At 67.3% G+C, this 17,391-nt stretch carries 16 protein-coding genes, 1 tRNA gene and 1 pseudogene; 9 read left to right on the top strand and 9 right to left on the bottom strand.

From position 1 onward, the window contains the following. Positions 1 to 201: 201 nt before the first annotated feature. On the bottom strand, positions 202 to 1,119 hold the full coding sequence (locus ACWGO0_RS00550) for a hypothetical protein (protein ID WP_453525753.1): 918 nt from the start codon (positions 1,117 to 1,119) through the stop codon (positions 202 to 204). 315 nt (positions 1,120 to 1,434) lie between these two features. On the opposite strand from ACWGO0_RS00550, the pseudogene ACWGO0_RS00555 reads away from it, so the two are divergent. Beyond that, positions 1,435 to 1,725: pseudogene (locus tag ACWGO0_RS00555) on the top strand (tyrosine-type recombinase/integrase); the annotation flags it as partial. A gap of 215 nt (positions 1,726 to 1,940) precedes the next feature. Here ACWGO0_RS00555 and ACWGO0_RS00560 read toward each other — a convergent pair. Then, positions 1,941 to 2,014 (bottom strand) — tRNA-Gly (locus ACWGO0_RS00560). 596 nt (positions 2,015 to 2,610) lie between these two features. Between ACWGO0_RS00560 and dcd the strand changes: the two genes are divergently transcribed. Both dcd and ACWGO0_RS00570 read left to right on the top strand, forming a co-directional pair. Continuing rightward, positions 2,611 to 3,186 (top strand): dCTP deaminase, encoded by a 576-nt coding sequence (gene dcd / locus ACWGO0_RS00565; protein WP_453525755.1) that lies wholly within the window; start codon positions 2,611 to 2,613, stop codon positions 3,184 to 3,186. A 6-nt stretch (positions 3,187 to 3,192) separates the two neighbouring features. Beyond that, the gene (locus ACWGO0_RS00570) at positions 3,193 to 3,693 is read left to right on the top strand and encodes a phosphoribosyltransferase (RefSeq protein ID WP_453525757.1); all 501 of its coding nucleotides are present in this window, start codon (positions 3,193 to 3,195) and stop codon (positions 3,691 to 3,693) included. An 81-nt stretch (positions 3,694 to 3,774) separates the two neighbouring features. Here the strand turns inward: ACWGO0_RS00570 and ACWGO0_RS00575 are convergent, their stop codons facing one another. From ACWGO0_RS00575 to ACWGO0_RS00590, 4 genes are all read right to left on the bottom strand, one after another. Beyond that, complete coding sequence (locus ACWGO0_RS00575; RefSeq protein WP_453525760.1) at positions 3,775 to 4,689, bottom strand: Yip1 family protein; 915 nt, start codon at positions 4,687 to 4,689, stop codon at positions 3,775 to 3,777. Positions 4,690 to 4,796: 107 nt separating this feature from the next. Further along, positions 4,797 to 5,984 carry an FG-GAP repeat domain-containing protein gene (locus tag ACWGO0_RS00580; RefSeq protein WP_453525763.1) on the bottom strand — a complete coding sequence of 396 codons (1,188 nt, stop codon included), beginning with the start codon at positions 5,982 to 5,984 and terminating at the stop codon, positions 4,797 to 4,799. Positions 5,985 to 6,223: 239 nt separating this feature from the next. Then, on the bottom strand, positions 6,224 to 8,491 hold the full coding sequence (locus ACWGO0_RS00585) for a (Fe-S)-binding protein (RefSeq protein WP_453525766.1): 2,268 nt from the start codon (positions 8,489 to 8,491) through the stop codon (positions 6,224 to 6,226). 106 nt (positions 8,492 to 8,597) lie between these two features. Beyond that, positions 8,598 to 9,293, bottom strand: a complete 696-nt coding sequence (locus ACWGO0_RS00590; RefSeq protein WP_453525769.1) for a sugar transferase — start codon at positions 9,291 to 9,293, stop codon at positions 8,598 to 8,600. Between the two features lie 305 nt (positions 9,294 to 9,598). Between ACWGO0_RS00590 and dnaK the strand changes: the two genes are divergently transcribed. From dnaK to ACWGO0_RS00610, 4 genes are all read left to right on the top strand, one after another. Continuing rightward, positions 9,599 to 11,452: a molecular chaperone DnaK gene (gene dnaK, locus ACWGO0_RS00595; RefSeq protein WP_453525772.1), complete on the top strand. Its 1,854-nt coding sequence runs from the start codon at positions 9,599 to 9,601 to the stop codon at positions 11,450 to 11,452. Beyond that, positions 11,449 to 12,099 carry a nucleotide exchange factor GrpE gene (gene grpE / locus ACWGO0_RS00600; RefSeq protein WP_453525775.1) on the top strand — a complete coding sequence of 217 codons (651 nt, stop codon included), beginning with the start codon at positions 11,449 to 11,451 and terminating at the stop codon, positions 12,097 to 12,099. Before dnaK ends, grpE begins: the two co-directional genes overlap by 4 nt. 93 nt (positions 12,100 to 12,192) lie before the next feature. Beyond that, positions 12,193 to 13,383: a molecular chaperone DnaJ gene (dnaJ, locus tag ACWGO0_RS00605; protein ID WP_453525778.1), complete on the top strand. Its 1,191-nt coding sequence runs from the start codon at positions 12,193 to 12,195 to the stop codon at positions 13,381 to 13,383. A gap of 1 nt (position 13,384) precedes the next feature. Beyond that, on the top strand, positions 13,385 to 13,837 hold the full coding sequence (locus ACWGO0_RS00610) for a heat shock protein transcriptional repressor HspR (protein ID WP_453525781.1): 453 nt from the start codon (positions 13,385 to 13,387) through the stop codon (positions 13,835 to 13,837). Positions 13,838 to 13,940: 103 nt separating this feature from the next. On the opposite strand, the gene ACWGO0_RS00615 is transcribed toward ACWGO0_RS00610, so the two are convergent. Both ACWGO0_RS00615 and ACWGO0_RS00620 read right to left on the bottom strand, forming a co-directional pair. Continuing rightward, entirely contained in the window at positions 13,941 to 14,945 is a 1,005-nt protein-coding gene (locus ACWGO0_RS00615) for a LuxR C-terminal-related transcriptional regulator (RefSeq protein WP_453525784.1), read from the bottom strand. Between the two features lie 186 nt (positions 14,946 to 15,131). Next, positions 15,132 to 16,115 (bottom strand): helix-turn-helix transcriptional regulator, encoded by a 984-nt coding sequence (locus ACWGO0_RS00620; protein WP_453525787.1) that lies wholly within the window; start codon positions 16,113 to 16,115, stop codon positions 15,132 to 15,134. 128 nt (positions 16,116 to 16,243) lie between these two features. Between ACWGO0_RS00620 and ACWGO0_RS00625 the strand changes: the two genes are divergently transcribed. Then, entirely contained in the window at positions 16,244 to 16,459 is a 216-nt protein-coding gene (locus ACWGO0_RS00625; protein WP_453525790.1) for a hypothetical protein, read from the top strand. Next, the gene (locus ACWGO0_RS00630) at positions 16,456 to 16,776 is read left to right on the top strand and encodes a (2Fe-2S)-binding protein (RefSeq protein ID WP_382726419.1); all 321 of its coding nucleotides are present in this window, start codon (positions 16,456 to 16,458) and stop codon (positions 16,774 to 16,776) included. The genes ACWGO0_RS00625 and ACWGO0_RS00630 overlap by 4 nt, the downstream gene beginning before the upstream one ends. A gap of 110 nt (positions 16,777 to 16,886) precedes the next feature. Here ACWGO0_RS00630 and ACWGO0_RS00635 read toward each other — a convergent pair whose 3' ends face one another. Beyond that, positions 16,887 to 17,288 carry a pyridoxamine 5'-phosphate oxidase family protein gene (locus ACWGO0_RS00635; protein ID WP_453525793.1) on the bottom strand — a complete coding sequence of 134 codons (402 nt, stop codon included), beginning with the start codon at positions 17,286 to 17,288 and terminating at the stop codon, positions 16,887 to 16,889. Between the last annotated feature and the right edge of the window lie 103 nt (positions 17,289 to 17,391).

Genomic DNA, 17,391 nt, shown 5'->3' on the forward strand with positions numbered 1-17,391 from the left:
CTTGACTGGACCTCAATGCCCAAGCCAGGACGTGGATCTGTTCTAGGTTGGCGGTATTGGCTCGACAGCGTCGCAGGATTAGAACAACCGACGCCAGTCGCCACCCTGTACGTAGGTCCCCCGGGATGGGGTCTGGGCGGCGAGTGAAGACAACGTTGCTCGAAATTCCGGAGAAAGCTCGCTCAAGGATTGCAGTACTGCTCATGTAGCACTCTCGCTATATTCGAAGTCCAATGGGCAACGCATGAGCCAATCCGCTATAGACCCCCAGGACATCGCGTCAATGAAAGAATCATCAAGGGCGGGCACCTGGCGCGAAAGTTCTTCCTTAAGTGATTTCACAATAGAGGTGACGTCGGCCGCGTTATTGGTGCTCCCGGGAGGGTATTCAAGGACTAGTTTGCGCTCTTTTCGTACCTTGCTCCCAGTCGCGGCCTCCCATTGGTCCGGATACTTTTCGCGGAGACGAGCGAGGGCATTTTCGGAATCGAGGAATTGATTGACTAGCTGCTCGAGGTAGGCGAGCCTGGAGCCAGGGGGGAGCCTGAGTTTGGCTAGCTTCGCAAGGGCCGTTTCGGCCAGCTGAGAATTCCCCTCCATCCAGCTGTCGACCTCGCCCGGAGGGGTGGGGACGACGTCGACTAGAGAGGGAGATCGTTCCAGGATTTCACTCCGCTCTCTCGCGTAGCTCGAATCTGTGGCGACGGATACCTTGAAGTCAGCTGTGATGAAAGGGAGATTCTTCGAGCGCACTTCTTCCGCCTTGGCGCTGGCGTGCTGAACGAGATGAGCCGAGTCGAAAATAGGCACGAGGAAAATATAGGTATTGATTTTCACGTCACCAAGAAGGCGGTGGAGATCTTTTTGTTTTGTGCTGAGTTTTCGCAGATCGGTCGAAAGTTTATCCCGCTGCTTTTCGTATCTCTCGGCGGTAGAGAGCGGTTCTACCGGGGCGTAGCACTGGAATGCGCGACCGCAGAAGGTGAATGCTTCGATTCCGAGGTCTCCCCCGTGGCGGGCTGGCACCTCTTGGACCCGATCTGCACCGTAGTGCCGACGGGCGAGTAGCAGGCAGTACTGCTCCCACTCGTCGCCTGAGTAGTGATGTGTTGCCGTCAAGCAGGCCCCCCAGCCTCACGGTCTTATGACAAGCAACAACGTGCTGGTCTGCCTCACCGTCGTCCCCGACTCGGAGATGATAGGGAGCAATGTTTCCCATGTGGAGCTGCTTCCAATCCCAGCTGTCTGAAAAACGAGGTCGGTGGAGCGGGTTTGGCCGGTGTCCTGCCCGGTTTGGGGTCGAGCATCCGCAGGGGGCCGTACGCTGGCCGGCAACTCGGGCAGGCTGTGATCCTGCCCGGAATTTGAACGAGTGGCCCCTGGTCTTGCTCGACGCGGGACCCGAACCGGGGAGGTGGCTATAGCCGTGGAGCGCTGCCCGAAGGCTTCCGCTTCTACGACCTGCGGCACACAGGAAACACGCTCGCCGCCGACACCGGCGCGAAACTCAAGGACCTCATGGTCCGAGCCGGCCAGTCCTCCGAGCGCGCGCAACTGATCTACCAGCACTCCACCAAGGAGCATCAGCGCAGGCTCGCCGCCAACATCGATCTCGACGTACGCCGCCAACAGTCGGCCGCAGCCTCGGGGCGTGGTGGCGCGACCGTTCACCCTCTGGTGCCGCGCCCGCCCGGACCATCCGCCCCGCGGACTGCGCGGCGTTGATCGCGCAGGAGTAGACAGTCCGCCCGCCCATGTGACGCAGGCCACTTGGGAATGATCTCGCGATGCGGGCCCGGTAGTGGAGCGCTCGCCCTCAGGGGTGACGGATCCACTATTGATGCAGGCCGGGAGGGTCGTTATGGCACGCGAATGGCACGGCCCCTAGAAATGGTCTAGACAACAAGCAAGGCCCTGGTCTCTGACCAGGGCCTTCATCGTGGAGCGGGTGACGAGAATCGAACTCGCGCTCTGAGCTTGGGAAGCTCATGTTCTACCATTAAACTACACCCGCGAAGCGCGCCGATGATCGGCAGTGCATCGTCGCACACTGTACCCCATGGCAGGCCCCCGGCGTAGGCGCCGCGGGGTCCGCGCGGGGTTGGGGTGGGTGTGTGGTGGGGTGGACGCGGGTCCGGTGGGCGGGAGTTGAAGGCGTAGCGTGGGTGGTCGGAGTGCCGCCTGGAGTGGCGTCCTGTTCATCCCCTAATGTGGCTTTCTCGTCCAAGGCTTGGTTGGGGAAGGGGCTTGATGGAGTCGATGGAGCGCACCGTCGTCCGTTGTGCCGAAGGGCACGTTTTTGCTACCTCGTCGTTCCCGATGCAGCAGCTCGGGTCCGGCCGGATCGGTCCCGGGCGGCTCATTCGCTGTCCGCGCTGTGCCCGGTTGAGGCAGGCGGTTCCCGTGGTGTCCGGGCAGCGGTAGGGCGTTCGCCCGGGGTACCCGGGGTGCCTGGGGTGCCTGGGGTATCGGGCGCGGTCCGAGGGGCGCGGTCGAGGGGCCGGTCGCGACGGGAGTCGCGAGGCCGTCCAGGGCCGGGAGAAGTGGCAGGCAGGCGCGCGAGGGCGGTCCGGTTGGGGCGGGCTCGCGCGTTCTGCGTATCCTCGGGACGTGCTTCTCTCAGATAAGGACATCCGGGCCGAGATCGACGCCGGACGGGTGCGCATTGACCCGTTCGACGCGTCGATGGTGCAGCCCTCGAGCATCGATGTGCGGCTCGACCGCTACTTCCGGGTGTTCGAGAACCACCGCTATCCGCATATCGACCCTGCCGTCGAGCAGGCAGACCTGACCCGCATGGTCGAACCGGAGGGCGACGAGGCGTTCATCCTCCACCCCGGTGAGTTCGTGCTCGCCTCGACGTACGAGGTCATCTCGCTCCCCGACGACCTCGCGTCGCGGCTGGAGGGGAAGAGCTCGCTCGGGCGGCTCGGGCTGGTGACGCATTCGACGGCCGGGTTCATCGACCCCGGGTTCTCCGGGCACGTGACGCTGGAGCTGTCGAACGTCGCGACGTTGCCGATCAAGCTCTGGCCCGGGATGAAGATCGGGCAGCTGTGCATGTTCAAGCTCAGCTCGCCGTCCGAATTCCCTTACGGCTCCGAGCGGTACGGCTCGCGGTACCAGGGTCAGCGCGGGCCGACGGCCTCGCGGTCGTTCATGAACTTCCATCGGACACAGGTGTGATGCCGGATGAGCGGTGACGTGCGGGAGAACCTGACGTACGAGGGTTTCGGGCTGGCCGTGCGCGAGCTCGCGCAGGCCGTGGCCGACGACGGGTACGAGCCCGATGTGGTGCTCAGCATCGCGCGCGGCGGGGTCTTCGTCGCGGGCGGACTGGCGTACGCGCTGGACTGCAAGAACATCCACCTCGTGAATGTGGAGTTCTACACCGGGGTGGGCACCACGCTGGAGATGCCGGTCATGCTGGCGCCCGTTCCGAACGCGATCGACTTCTCTCGGAAGAAGGTCCTGATCGCCGACGACGTGGCCGACACCGGCAAGACGCTGAAGCTGGTGCGGGACTTCTGCATCGATCATGTGGCCGAGGTGCGCAGCGCGGTCATCTACGAGAAGCCCCAGTCGCTCGTGAAGTGCGAGTACGTGTGGAAGAAGACCGATCAGTGGATCAACTTCCCGTGGAGCGTGGAGAAGCCCGTCGTGCGTCGTGAGGGTCAGGTTCTCGACTCGTAGGGCGGATGAGCGGTAGCGGATCGAGAGAGGGCCCCCGGCAGTTCGTGCCGGGGGCCCTTCGTCTGTCCGTGCGGGTGTGTCTCAGATCGTGCCGAGCTTGATGATCGACAGCAGCGCGATCAGCTGGATCGCGGATGCGCCCAGTGCCTTCGGCCAGGGCAGGTCGTGCGACTTGCTCACCATGGAGGTGAACAGTGCGCCGGCGGCCAGCCAGGTGATCCAGCCCAGTACCTGGACCAGGGAGTTCTCGCCGCCCAGGAACACGGCGAAGAGCAGGCGAGGGGCGTCCGTGATCGACATGATCAGCATGGAGAGGCCCACGGTCGGCTGCCAGGAGCCGGTGCCGCCGAGCTGGCGGGCCAGGGTGTGGGTGACCGCGCCGAGGACCAGGCCGCCGATGACGAAACCGATGCCCGTGACGACGACGTACGGCACGGCCGTCGAGATCGTCGCGTTGATCGCCTCGTCGCGGGCCTGGTCGAAGCCGAACAGCGCGAGCAACCCGTAGAGGAACGTGATGACGAGCGCGGGGCCCCAGACCGGGTAGTCGCGCATCTGCCAGAAGGTCGGGCCGGGGCGCAGCACGATGCCCGCGAGCAGGTCCTTCCAGGGCAGGCGCGGGCCTGCGGGCTGGGCGGGGGCCTGACCGGCGCGGTAGGTGTCGCCTGCGCCGTACGGGTCCTCGTTGATGCTGAACGCCTGGGTGTGACCCGGGCTGTTGGCGTACGGGTCCTGCGGCGGGGCCTGGTGGTACGGGTCGCCGAAGTACTCGGGCTCCCCGTGTCTGCCACCGTTCTGCCCGGCCTGGTGCCCGCCGGCCCGAGGTCCGCCTTGGTGCCCGCCGCCATTGTACGGCGCTCCGGTGCCTCCTGCCGGAGGCCACGACTGCTGGCCGTACGGCGGCGGTGGTGCCTGCGTGCCGTACGGCTGCTGCTGCTGCGGGTGTTGTTGCGGTGTGCGGTTGTCCCGGCCGCGTCCGATCCTGAATCCAGCCACGAATCGAACGTACCTGGTCCGCGTGTGTGTGGTGTGAGAGCTGGGGGAACCCGCCCGCCTTTGCGGCCGAGCTGTGACATCCCCTAGGGGTGGAGCAGGGGCGGACGTCAGGGGAGGAACAGTGCCGTGGTGAATGTGATGTGGGGGCGGTCCGGGGTTGTGGACGGGTACAGCGCGATCAGGTCCGCCTGCTCGCCGCGGTGTGTGCGGACGACGGTGTCGGGTTTCTTGTCGCCGTCGAAGTCCGCGTACCGGAGCAGGGCCGTCTCCGTGGGGCCCTTGCCGGTGCGGATCGGCGCCGTCGGGATGCCGTTGGCCGGGGCCTTGATGCGGTACGTGCCGCCGGGGCGGGCCGGGCCGTCGGCCGAGCCGAGCAGCAGTGTTGTCGTGGCGGGGGCGCCCGGCCGCAGGGGCTTGGCGGAGTGGGCGAGGTCGTCGTAGCCGTCGCCGTTCGTGTCGGCGCGGGGCTCGGGGGCGGCGAGGTACGGGCCGCCGCCCGGGAGGGAGGCGGCGGCGCGTGGGGCCGCGGCGCGCGTGAAGGGGCCGCGCAGGTAGCTGATCCGGCCCGCGCCCGCCGTGACGGCGAGGTCGGTGCGGTCGTCGCCGTCGAAGTCGCCGCAGACCGGGTGGTCGGGCCACTCGTTGCCGTACCGGGCGCCGGCCGGGATGCGGAGCGTGACGGCCTTGCCCTTGAGGCCCTCGGGGGAGCCGAAGAGCACCTGAAGCGGTACGGGCGGGCGGCCGATGCCGTTGTACGGGGGGTCCGTGGCCACGACCAGGTCGGTGAAGCCGTCGGCGTCGAGGTCGCAGGCCGCCTCGGCGTCGAACGCGATGGGCAGCGTGTCGCCGGACTTGGCCGCGTGGGTCCGCGCGCTCAGCAACTGGCGCGCCGCCGGGTCCAGGCCGCCGTCGGCGGAGCCGTAGACGACTCCGATGCCCACGTCGTCACCGTGGCTGTCCTCCGGGGCCTTCACCAGGTCGTCGATGACGAGGTCGCGGTGGCCGTCGCCGTTGAAGTCGTCGGCGGTGCGGCTGCCTTTGCCGCGCGGGACCGGGATACGGGGGACGTCGGCCCGGCCTGCCAGGGCCTCGGGCGGGGCGTCGCCGTTCTTGCCCGCTTCGGCGGCGGCGGGGGTGGACGCGGACGAGGGGCCGTGGGCCGATGAGGGGCTTCCGCAGGCCGTCAGCAGGAGCAGGCAGCAGACGCCGCTCGCGGCGAGCGCGGTTGCGGTGGACCTGGTGGCAGTGGTCCTTGCCTTGGCTCTCGACAGGGCCGGTGTGATGCGTGTCCGCACGGGAGGTCCCTCATCCGTCGTGATGCGTCGTAGCGCGTCGTGAAGCGCGGAGGTCCGGCCCGGGGCGATGTGTTCGGTGGGGCTGGTGGTCCGGCGCGTTCGAAGGTGTTCGGCCCACATGATGCTTCAGATGTCCCGGCGCGTACATGTCCCGGATCACACGAAACCTGATCACGCAGAAGCGGCCGGTCCTGCCCCCGAGGCAGGTCCGGCCGCTTTCGTTCCTACGACGGCGGGTGTTACTTCGCCGGTTCCGGCTCCGGTGCGTCCGCCGTTTCCGGCTCGCCCGCAGGGTCGGCCGGGGTCTTGACGGACTCCAGCAGCAGCTGCGAGACGTCGACGACCTGGATCGACTCCTTGGCCTGGCCGTCGTTCTTCTTGCCGTTGACCGAGTCGGTCAGCATGACGAGGCAGAACGGGCAGGCGGTGGAGACGATGTCCGGGTTGAGGGAGAGGGCTTCGTCGACGCGCTCGTTGTTGATGCGCTTGCCGATCCGCTCCTCCATCCACATCCGGGCACCACCGGCACCGCAGCAGAAGCCGCGCTCCTTGTGGCGGTGCATCTCCTCGTTCCGCAGACCCGGGACGCTCGCGATGATCTCGCGCGGGGGCGTGTAGACCTTGTTGTGACGACCCAGGTAGCACGGGTCGTGGTACGTGATCAGGCCCTCGACCGGGGTCACCGGGATCAGCTTGCCCTCGTCCACCAGGTGCTGGAGCAGCTGCGTGTGGTGGATGACCTCGTACTCGCCGCCGAGCTGCGGGTACTCGTTGGCGATGGTGTTGAAGCAGTGCGGGCAGGTCGCGACGATCTTCTTCGACGACTTCGGCTTCTTCGTAGCCTCGTCCTCGTCGTCCTCGCCGAACGCCATGTTCAGCATCGCCACGTTCTCCTGGCCGAGCTGCTGGAACAGCGGCTCGTTGCCCAGGCGGCGCGGGGAGTCACCGGTGCACTTCTCGTCGCCGCCCATGATCGCGAACTTGACGCCCGCGATGTGGAGCAGTTCGGCGAACGCCTTCGTGGTCTTCTTGGCGCGGTCTTCGAGAGCACCCGCGCAGCCGACCCAGTAGAGGTAGTCGACCTCGCTCAGGTCCTCGACGTCCTTGCCGACGATCGGGACCTCGAAGTCGACCTCCTTGGTCCACTCGACGCGCTGCTTCTTGGCAAGCCCCCAGGGGTTGCCCTTCTTCTCCAGGTTCTTGAGCATCGTGCCCGCCTCGGACGGGAACGCGGACTCGATCATCACCTGGTAGCGGCGCATGTCGACGATGTGGTCGATGTGCTCGATGTCGACCGGGCACTGCTCCACGCACGCGCCGCAGCTGGTGCAGGACCACAGGACGTCCGGGTCGATGACGCCGTTCTCCTCGGCGGTGCCGATGAGGGGGCGCTCGGCCTCGGCGAGTGCGGAGGCGGGGACGTCCTTGAGCTGCTCGGCGGTGGCCTTCTCGTTGCCCTCCATGTCCTTGCCGCCGCCTGCGAGCAGGTACGGGGCCTTGGCGTGCGCGTGGTCGCGCAGCGACATGATGAGGAGCTTGGGGGAGAGCGGCTTGCCGGTGTTCCAAGCGGGGCACTGCGACTGGCAGCGACCGCACTCGGTGCAGGTGGAGAAGTCGAGGATGCCCTTCCAGGAGAACTGCTCGACCTGGGAGACGCCGAAGACGTCGTCGTCGCCCGGGTCCTCGAAGTTGATCTCCTTGCCGCCCGAGGTCATCGGCTGCAGCGCGCCCAGCGCGACCGCGCCGTCGGCGTTCCGCTTGAACCAGATGTTCGGGAAGCCGAGGAAGCGGTGCCAGGCCACACCCATGTTGGTGTTGAGCGAGACCGTGATCATCCAGGTGAAGGACGTGACGATCTTGAGCGCCGCGACGGCGTAGGTGATGTGCTGGAGCGTGCCGAGGCTGAGTCCGTCGAAGGCGGCGACCAGCGGGTACGAGGCGAAGAAGCCGGGCTCCCAGCTGGTCACGTGGTGCTGGGCGCCTTCGAGGCCGCGCAGCGTCATGATGCAGACGCCGACGATGAGGATGACGGCCTCGACGAAGTACGCCTGGCCGGTCTTGGAGCCCGCGAAGCGGGACTTGCGGCCCGCGCCGCCCGGCCGGTTCAGCTGCCGGATCACGATCAGGGTCACGATGCCGAGGACCGTCATCAGGCCGAGGAACTCGGTGAAGATCTCGTACGGCAGCCAGTCGCCGATGTACGGGATCAGCCAGTCGGCCTGGAAGAGCTGGCCGAAGGCGTTGACGATCGTGAGCAGCAGCGAGAAGAAGCCCACCGCCACGAACCAGTGCGCGAAGCCGACGATGCCCCAGCGGTTCATACGGGTGTGGCCGAGGAACTCCTTGGCCAGCGTGATGGTGCGCTGCGTGGGGTCACCCGTGCGGCTGCCCGCAGGCACGGGCTGACCGAGTCGCACGTACCGGTAGATCTGCGCGATGGCGCGGCCGAAAAGCGCGACGGCCACCACCGTGATGACCAGCGACACGATGATCGCGGCGAGTTGCATTTGGGGGCTCCTCGGGCCTGCGAGGGGTTGGGGGAGGGGGTGGGATACACCAATGATTACGGATTACTAAGCAGTAACTTAATGAGTCTGTGACGACACTATCCACTTATTCCGCCACGCTGTAGCCGGGCAGGCGGTGATCTGCGTCGCTCAGGTACCCCTTGCTGCCGCGAGGCCGCCGCCGCAGGGCCGGGTGCAGCGCCGCACGCAGGGTCGCGCGCAGTGGAAGGCGTACGGCTTCCGCCAGAATCGCCAGGTCCAGCCCCACCCAGTGCTGCTCGGCGTAGTGCTGGTCGAGCAGGGCCGGTTCGTCCCAGGGCATCCCGGAGCGGGCCCGTACCTGCGCGAGGCCCGTCAGCCCCGGCCGCAGCTCCTGGCGCCAGTGTCTGGCCCCCGGCCCCTGCGTCCTGGGGTCGCCCGGGGCCAGGGGTGCCGGGCCGACGAGGGAGAGCTCTCCCCGTACGACGTGGGGCAGCCGGGAGAGCACATCGAGCCGGCAGCGGCGGGTGCGCAGGGAGCGCAGCTCGAAGGGCCGGCCGCCGAGACCGGTCCTGGGTTCGCGGAGCAGTACGCCGCCGGGCGGGCGTCGTACGGCGAGCGCGAGGGCGCCCGCGGCGAGGGCCGGTGAGGCGAGGGCCAGCAGGGCGGTGCCGAGGGTCAGGTCGAGGAGCCGCTTGGCCGTCAGCCGGGCCGTCGCGTACTCGACGGCTGCGTGCGCCCTGGTTCGTACCGCAGCCCGTACCGCAGTCCGTGCCGCGGTGCTTGCCGCGGTTCTTGCCGCAGTCCGGTTCGCGTTCTGCATCGCACCTGCCCGGGGATCGGTGGCGTGCCGACGTGCCGGTTTTGACCGGCTCACGGCATTTTGTGACAGAACGATCCCACGGTGCGATGGTGGGTCGGGGCGTGTGGCGCGCGCGAGGGGGCGGGTGTCGCCCCGTGGGGCGGATGGTGCGTGAAGCCGCGCAGCGCCTCCTCAGGGAAAACCGCTGGTGAGCAAGGGTGTGAGCACGTTAGTTGAGTCGACTCGACTCAGGTCTGTTGACTCTGGGGCGGGTGTCATGCATCCTTGAGTCAGATCCACTCAAGTAGTCAGTTGGAGGAATTGAAATGGCACGTGCGGTCGGCATCGACCTGGGCACGACTAACTCCGTCGTGAGCGTTCTCGAAGGCGGCGAGCCCACCGTCATCACCAACGCCGAAGGCGCCAGGACCACGCCGTCCGTCGTCGCCTTCGCGAAGAACGGCGAGGTTCTCGTCGGCGAGGTGGCGAAGCGCCAGGCAGTGACGAACGTCGACAGGACCATCCGCTCCGTCAAGCGCCACATGGGCACTGACTGGAAGATCGACCTGGACGGCAAGAGCTTCAACCCGCAGCAGATGAGCGCCTTCATCCTGCAGAAGCTGAAGCGTGACGCCGAGTCCTACCTGGGCGAGAAGGTGACCGACGCGGTCATCACCGTCCCGGCGTACTTCAACGACTCCGAGCGTCAGGCGACGAAGGAGGCCGGCGAGATCGCGGGCCTGAACGTCCTGCGTATCGTCAACGAGCCGACCGCCGCCGCGCTGGCGTACGGGCTCGACAAGGACGACCAGACGATCCTCGTCTTCGACCTCGGTGGCGGCACCTTCGACGTGTCCCTCCTGGAGATCGGTGACGGCGTCGTCGAGGTGAAGGCCACCAACGGTGACAACCACCTCGGTGGTGACGACTGGGACCAGCGCGTCATGGACTACCTGGTCAAGCAGTTCGCCAACGGTCACGGCGTGGACCTGTCCAAGGACAAGATGGCTCTCCAGCGTCTCCGCGAGGCCGCGGAGAAGGCGAAGATCGAGCTGTCCTCCTCCACGGAGACCACGATCAACCTGCCGTACATCACGGCGTCGGCCGAGGGCCCGCTGCACCTGGACGAGAAGCTCACGCGCGCTCAGTTCCAGCAGCTCACCGCGGACCTCCTGGACCGCTGCAAGAACCCGTTCCACAACGTCATCAAGGACGCGGGCATCCAGCTCTCCGAGATCGACCACGTCGTTCTCGTCGGTGGCTCGACCCGTATGCCGGCCGTCGCCGAGCTCGTCAAGGAGCTCACCGGTGGTCAGGAAGCCAACAAGGGCGTCAACCCGGACGAGGTCGTCGCCATCGGCGCCTCGCTCCAGGCCGGTGTCCTGAAGGGCGAGGTCAAGGACGTTCTGCTCCTCGACGTCACGCCGCTGTCGCTTGGTATCGAAACCAAGGGCGGCATCATGACGAAGCTCATCGAGCGCAACACGACCATCCCGACCAAGCGCTCCGAGATCTTCACGACGGCCGAGGACAACCAGCCGTCCGTGCAGATCCAGGTCTACCAGGGCGAGCGCGAGATCGCGGCGTACAACAAGAAGCTCGGAATGTTCGAGCTCACCGGTCTGCCGCCGGCCCCGCGTGGCGTGCCGCAGATCGAGGTCGCCTTCGACATCGACGCCAACGGCATCATGCACGTCGCTGCCAAGGACCTCGGCACCGGCAAGGAGCAGAAGATGACCGTCACCGGTGGCTCCTCGCTGCCGAAGGACGAGGTCAACCGGATGCGCGAAGAGGCCGAGCAGTACGCGGACGAGGACCACCGCCGTCGCGAGGCCGCCGAGTCCCGCAACCAGGGCGAGCAGCTCGTCTACCAGACGGAGAAGTTCCTCAAGGACAACGAGGACAAGGTTCCGGCCGACGTCAAGACGGAGGTCGAGGAGTCCCTCACCGAGCTGAAGGAAAAGCTCAAGGGCGAGGACACCGCCGAGATCCGTACCGCCACCGAGAAGGTCGCGGCCGTCTCCCAGAAGCTGGGCCAGGCGATGTACGCCAACGCCCAGGCCGACGGTGCGACGCCGGGTGCGGACGCGCCCACCGACGGCCAGGCCAAGGCCGATGACGATGTCGTCGACGCCGAGATCGTGGACGACGAGAAGGACGCCAAGGGCGGTGCGGTGTGACCGAGGAGACTCCGGGCTTCGAGGAGAAGCCTGACGTCCCCTCCGGCGCCACCCCTGACGGAGCTGAGCCGAAGGACGCCACCCCCTCTCCGGAGGAGGAGGCGTCCCCGGCCGGGGACGACGTACAGACAGTCGGTCTGACGGCACAGCTGGACCAGGTCCGCACCGCGCTCGGCGAGCGCACCGCAGACCTCCAGCGGCTCCAGGCCGAGTACCAGAACTACCGCCGCCGCGTCGAGCGGGACCGGGTCACGGTGAAGGAGATCGCAGTAGCGGGTCTCCTGACCGAGCTCCTGCCCGTGCTCGACGACGTCGGCCGCGCGCGGGAACACGGCGAGCTGACCGGCGGCTTCAAGTCGGTCGCCGAGTCCCTGGAGACGGTCGCCGCGAAGATGGGCCTCCAGCAGTTCGGCAAGGAGGGCGAGCCCTTCGACCCGACGATCCATGAGGCCCTGATGCACTCGTACGCACCGGACGTCACCGAGGACACCTGCGTGGCGATCCTGCAGCCGGGGTATCGCATCGGCGAGCGCACCATCCGCCCCGCGCGGGTGGCCGTGGCCGAGCCGCAGCCGGGCGCGACGCCGGCGACGGCGAAGGAAGAGAAGGCAGACGACGAGGAGAGCGGTGGCACGGAGGAGGTCTGACATCAGGTCTGACCAACTCGGTGCACACCGACCGGCCAGGAGCCCGGCCCCCGGGCCGGCTCCTCGGCCGATCGTCCGGAAGGAGGGACGTCGATGAGCACGAAGGACTTCGTCGAGAAGGACTACTACAAGGTCCTCGGCGTCCCCAAGGACGCCACCGACGCCGAGGTCAAGAAGGCGTACCGGAAGCTCGCCCGCGAGTTCCACCCGGACGCCAACAAGGGTGACGCCAAGGCGGAGGAGCGCTTCAAGGAGATCTCCGAGGCGAACGACATCCTCGGCGACAGCAAGAAGCGCAAGGAGTACGACGAGGCCCGCGCGCTCTTCGGCAACGGAGGCTTCCGGGCCGGTCCCGGTGGCGCGGGAGGCAACTTCAACTTCGACCTGGGCGACCTCTTCGGAGGAGCCCCGGGCGGCGGCCAGCCCGGTGGCGCCGGTGGCTTCGGCGGCGGCGGTGGTGGTCTGGGAGACGTCTTCGGCGGCCTCTTCAACCGCGGCGGCGCCGGCACCCGTGTGCAGCCGCGGCGCGGCCAGGACATCGAGTCCGAGGTGACGCTCAGCTTCACCGAGGCGGTCGACGGGGCCACGGTCCCGCTGCGGATGTCCAGCCAGGCGCCCTGCAAGGCGTGTTCGGGCACCGGCGACAAGAACGGCACCCCGAGGGTCTGCCCGACCTGCGTCGGCACCGGACAGGTCTCGCGCGGCAGCGGCGGCGGCTTCTCGCTCACCGATCCCTGCGTGGACTGCAAGGGCCGGGGCCTCATCGCCCAGGACCCCTGCGAGGTCTGCAAGGGCAGCGGACGGGCGAAGTCGGCACGCACCATGCAGGTCAGGATTCCGGCGGGCGTCCTGGACGGGCAGCGCATCCGGCTGCGCGGCAAGGGCAGCCCGGGCGAACGCGGCGGACCGGCCGGCGATCTGTACGTCGTCGTCCACGTCGACGCCCACCCCGTATTCGGCCGCAAGGGCGACAACCTCACGGTCACCGTGCCGATCGCCTTCACGGAGGCGGCGCTCGGCGGCGAGGTGAAGGTCCCCACGCTCGGCGGCCCCGCGGTCACCCTCAAGCTTCCGGCCGGCACCCCCAACGGGCGTACGATGCGCGCCCGCGGCAAGGGCGCGGTCCGCAAGGACGGCACCCGCGGCGACCTCCTGGTCACCGTGGAGGTCGCAGTGCCCAAGGACCTCGCACCCGAGGCCAGGGACGCACTGGAGGCGTACCGGAAGGCGACCGCGGAGGAGGATCCGCGGGCGGAGCTGTTCCAGGCTGCGAAGGGAGCTTGAGATGGACGGCCGTCGACGTAATCCGTACCAGCTGACCGACGAATCACCGGTGTACGTGATCTCGATCGCGGCCCAGCTCTCGGGCCTGCACCCGCAGACGCTGCGCCAGTACGACCGCCTCGGCCTGGTCTCCCCGGACCGCACCGCCGGCCGCGGCAGGCGCTACTCGGCCCGCGACATCGAACTGCTGCGCACCGTACAGCAGTTGTCGCAGGACGAGGGCATCAACCTGGCCGGTATCAAGCGCATCATCGAGCTGGAGAACCAGGTGGCCGCGCTCCAGCAGCGCGTCGCGGAGCTCTCGGCAGCGGTCGACGGAGCGGCGGTGGCCATGCAGCAGCGCGAGGCCCAGGTCCACGCCTCGTACCGCCGCGACCTGGTCCCGTACCAGGACGTGCAGCAGGCGAGTGCGTTGGTGGTGTGGCGTCCGAAGCCGAAGAGGGTTACGGACTAGGCGAGTTGAGTGGCAGAAGGCCCGTGGTCCCGAGTGGTTCGGGGGCACGGGCCTTTTGCTGTCAGCGTGAGCATCGTGTGTGTTGTACGGGGCCGGGGTGCCGTCACGGGGCGTCGGCCTGGGGGGTTGTAGTGGCAACGGTTTCGACCAGGCCCGACTGGATGAGCAGTGCCCCCAGGTGGGTCCGGCTCGACGCGTCGAGTGCCTGCATGAGCTTGGCGATGTGGGCACGGCAGGTACGGACGCTGATGCCCAGCTTGCGGGCCACGACGTCGTCGACGTGGCCTTCGACGAGCAGGCGGGCGATGCTGTGCTGGACGGCGGTGATGGGGGTGCCGGGGGCGACGGGCTGGAGATGCTCGGTGATGGGCGTGGCTTGTGCCCAGAGGGTTTCGTAGACCTGGAACAAGTAGCGGACGAGCGCTGGGTGCCGGATCTCCAAGGCAGTTTCGCGATCGGGTGAGGCAGGGATGAACGCCACCGCACGGTCGAAGATGATCAGCCGCTCGACGGTCTGTTCTGTGGTGCGAACCTGTAGATGGCCCGTGGGCAGTTGCTCCAGGTACTCCCGGACGTAGCTGCTGTAGCGCGCCGGATGCTGGTAGATGTGCCGCAGTTGGATGCCGCGCCGGATGAGGCTCCGGCCATTGGCCAGGGCCGCCTGCATGTTGTTCAGAGCTCGGTTGGTGCCTGGCTGGGCCGTCAGGACTTCGTACGTGGCGGCGGCGGTGGCCTCGTCGACGGCCGACTGGATTGTCTCTTTGCCTTCGAGCGCGGTGATCGCGAGGTTGGGGTCATCGCTGGCGACCGCGGTCAGTGGCGCCAGTGACCGGCTCAGTGCGGCGGTGAGTTGCACGCGCTCGTCTATCTCGCGGGTGATGGGCTGCAGCAGGTGTGCCAGGGCGGCGGATGGTGGAACGGGTCGTAGCCACGCGTCGTCCCTCGGGTCGGGATGTAGTAGTGCCATCTCGATGAGGCAGGGTGCGGCGGTGAGTTCGGCGCGGGCGATACGCCCTTTGCGGAGCGCTGCCTCGTACAGCCGGATCGCCGGGTCGCACAGTTCTCTGTTCCCATGCGAATGGACTTCGTTTGCCGTTTCCGTATCCATTTGTGGGCCCCCCACTTTTTGCAGTGCAGAAAGATGACGGTGGTGGAAGCGTAGCTTTCGGGAGAGTGTGGACGGGTCGGGGGAGCCGGGAACTTCCCTGATGGAACAGGGTGCGGCCGTGCTCTCCCCCGTTGCGCGGTCGCGCCTTCCGGCTCCTGGGGTGGGGATGCTGGAGGCGCCGGACGGTCAGGAGTCCTGGTCCAGGATTCCTGACCGGGCGATCAGATAGCCGAGTTGTGCCCGGCTGTTGCTTCCGAGCGCCGCAGCGAGTTTCGCAACGTGCGCCCTGCATGTGCGGACGTTCATGCCGAGACGGCGGGCGATGGAGTCGTCCACATGGCCATCGACGAGGAGTTGAGCGATGGAGCGTTGGACGCCGGAGATTCCTTGGGGAGTTGGGTCGTACTTGACGTCCTCCAAAAGGGGGGCGGCGCGGGTCCATAGTTGGTCGAATACCTTGACGAGGTACTCGACCAGCCCCGGATGCCTGAGTTCCAAGGCGACTTGACGGTCGTCCTGGGCGGGGATGAACGCGACCGTCCTGTCAAAGACGATCAGCCGTTCGATGAGTTCTTCCAGCGTCCGTATTTCGACGTTGGCATCGGCTATGCGCTCCGCGTAGGCCAAGGTGCTGGGGCTGTGACGCACGGTGTGCTGGTACAAAGTGCGTATCTTGACGCCCCGATGGACGACTGACAGGCCGCGTTCCAACGATTTGCTGAGGCTGTCCTCGTCGCGGCCTCCCCCGGGCTGGACGGTGAGCACTTCGGTCCGGCACTCTGCGGTGGCGAGATCAAGGGCCGCATTGATCCGGTTGACCCCCTCCAGCACCGTGATGGCGTGGGTGGCCGGTGGCCCCTGAGCGCTGATGTCCATGAAGGGCTCGAAGGACTCGGTGAGTTCGAGCGAGTGCCTTCGGCGCTCCTGGATTTCGCGTTCTATGGGATGCAGATGCTGTGCGAGAGCGGCGGACGGCGGAACGGGCCGGAGCCAGTCCGCATCGTCGGGGTCGGGATGCAACAGGGCGAAGTCCATGAGGCACGGAGCCGGTTCGACCTCGACGCGGGCGATGCGACCGGAGCGCAGTGCGCTGGCGTAAAGGCGTCCTCCCGCCTCGCACAGTTCGGTGACCCCATGAGGATGTGTCGCTTTTGTGTTGTTTGTGGTCATATCTTCACCCCCCAGGTTCCTGAACATGCAGGAACATGATGCATCGACGCTGTGGTGTTCGTGTGCCCAGGTGAGACATCGTCTTAGGTGCGGGGGAGAAGAATCCACAAGTGAGGACGAAGCCGACTATGTACAAGCGAATGCTTCGCTCGGCGCTTGCCGCCTCGTTCGTTGCGGCCCTGGGTCTTGGACTGCTGAGCGGTGGCGACATTGGCTGGAGCAGCGAGGCGGCTGTTGCATCAGGTGATATCGGCTGGGCTGCCCCGGCCGTCGCATCGGGTGATATCGGCTGGGTTGCCCCGACCGACATCGGCTGGTCCGCGCCGGCCCGCACGGTCGCATGACCACTCCGCCGGACGACCGCACCTTCCGGCGCGAGATGGCCACGGCCTATCGCTCCGGGTGGCACTTCATCGATCTGCTCACGGCACTCCCCCGTCGTGGCGACTCGTTGATGGTCACCCTGTTCGGTGAGCCGATCGTCGTCGTCATGGAAGAGGGCGAGGACGTCCGCGCCTATCGCTGCCTTCGTCGGCCCCGCGGGGCTCCGCAACCGGTCCGCTGTGCCGTGAGGTACGGCATGATCTTCGTCAATCTCGATCAGCGGGACCATGAGCTGTTCGAACCTGAAGCCATCTCCGCCACCCCCCGCAGTGCCTGAGCGACCCCCGTCGTTCCATATCGTTCAGGCGCTTCCCCCACACAACGGCGCCATCGTGACCTGAACACGATGGCGCCGTTGTGCTGCCCGGATTCGGGCCCGGGGCCGGTTCAGCCCCTTCCGAGGGCCCGGTCCACGGCGATCTCGATGACCACCCGGTCCGGGTTGTGCGCCGGGGTGCGCTCGTACCGCTCCGCGTAGCGGCGTACCGCGTCCTCGACCTGCCCGGACTCCGTGCGGATCGCCGCGCGGCCCTCCAGCGTCGCCCAGCGGCGTCCCTGCATCTGGCAGACCGCGACCCGTGCCCCCTCCAGGCCGGCCGCCAGGATGTGGGCGACCTTCCTGCTGTTCTTGTTGGTGATGACCCGGGCGGTTCGCGTCTCCGGGTCGTACGTCACACCCACCGGGACCACGTGCGGGGTGCCGTCCGGGCGGAGTGTCGTCAGGGTGCAGACATGGCGTTCCCGCCAGAAGGCGAGGTATTCGGGGCCGGGGTTGCGTACATCAGGCATGGGGTCAGCCTAGATACAGGGAGACGGGACAGGCATCGGCAGGCTCTGCGCAGTGTTGAGTGCAGTAGACTCAACTTTGTACCTGTTGTACGAGTCATGGTCA

This window comes from Streptomyces sp. NPDC055749 (assembly GCF_053617235.1).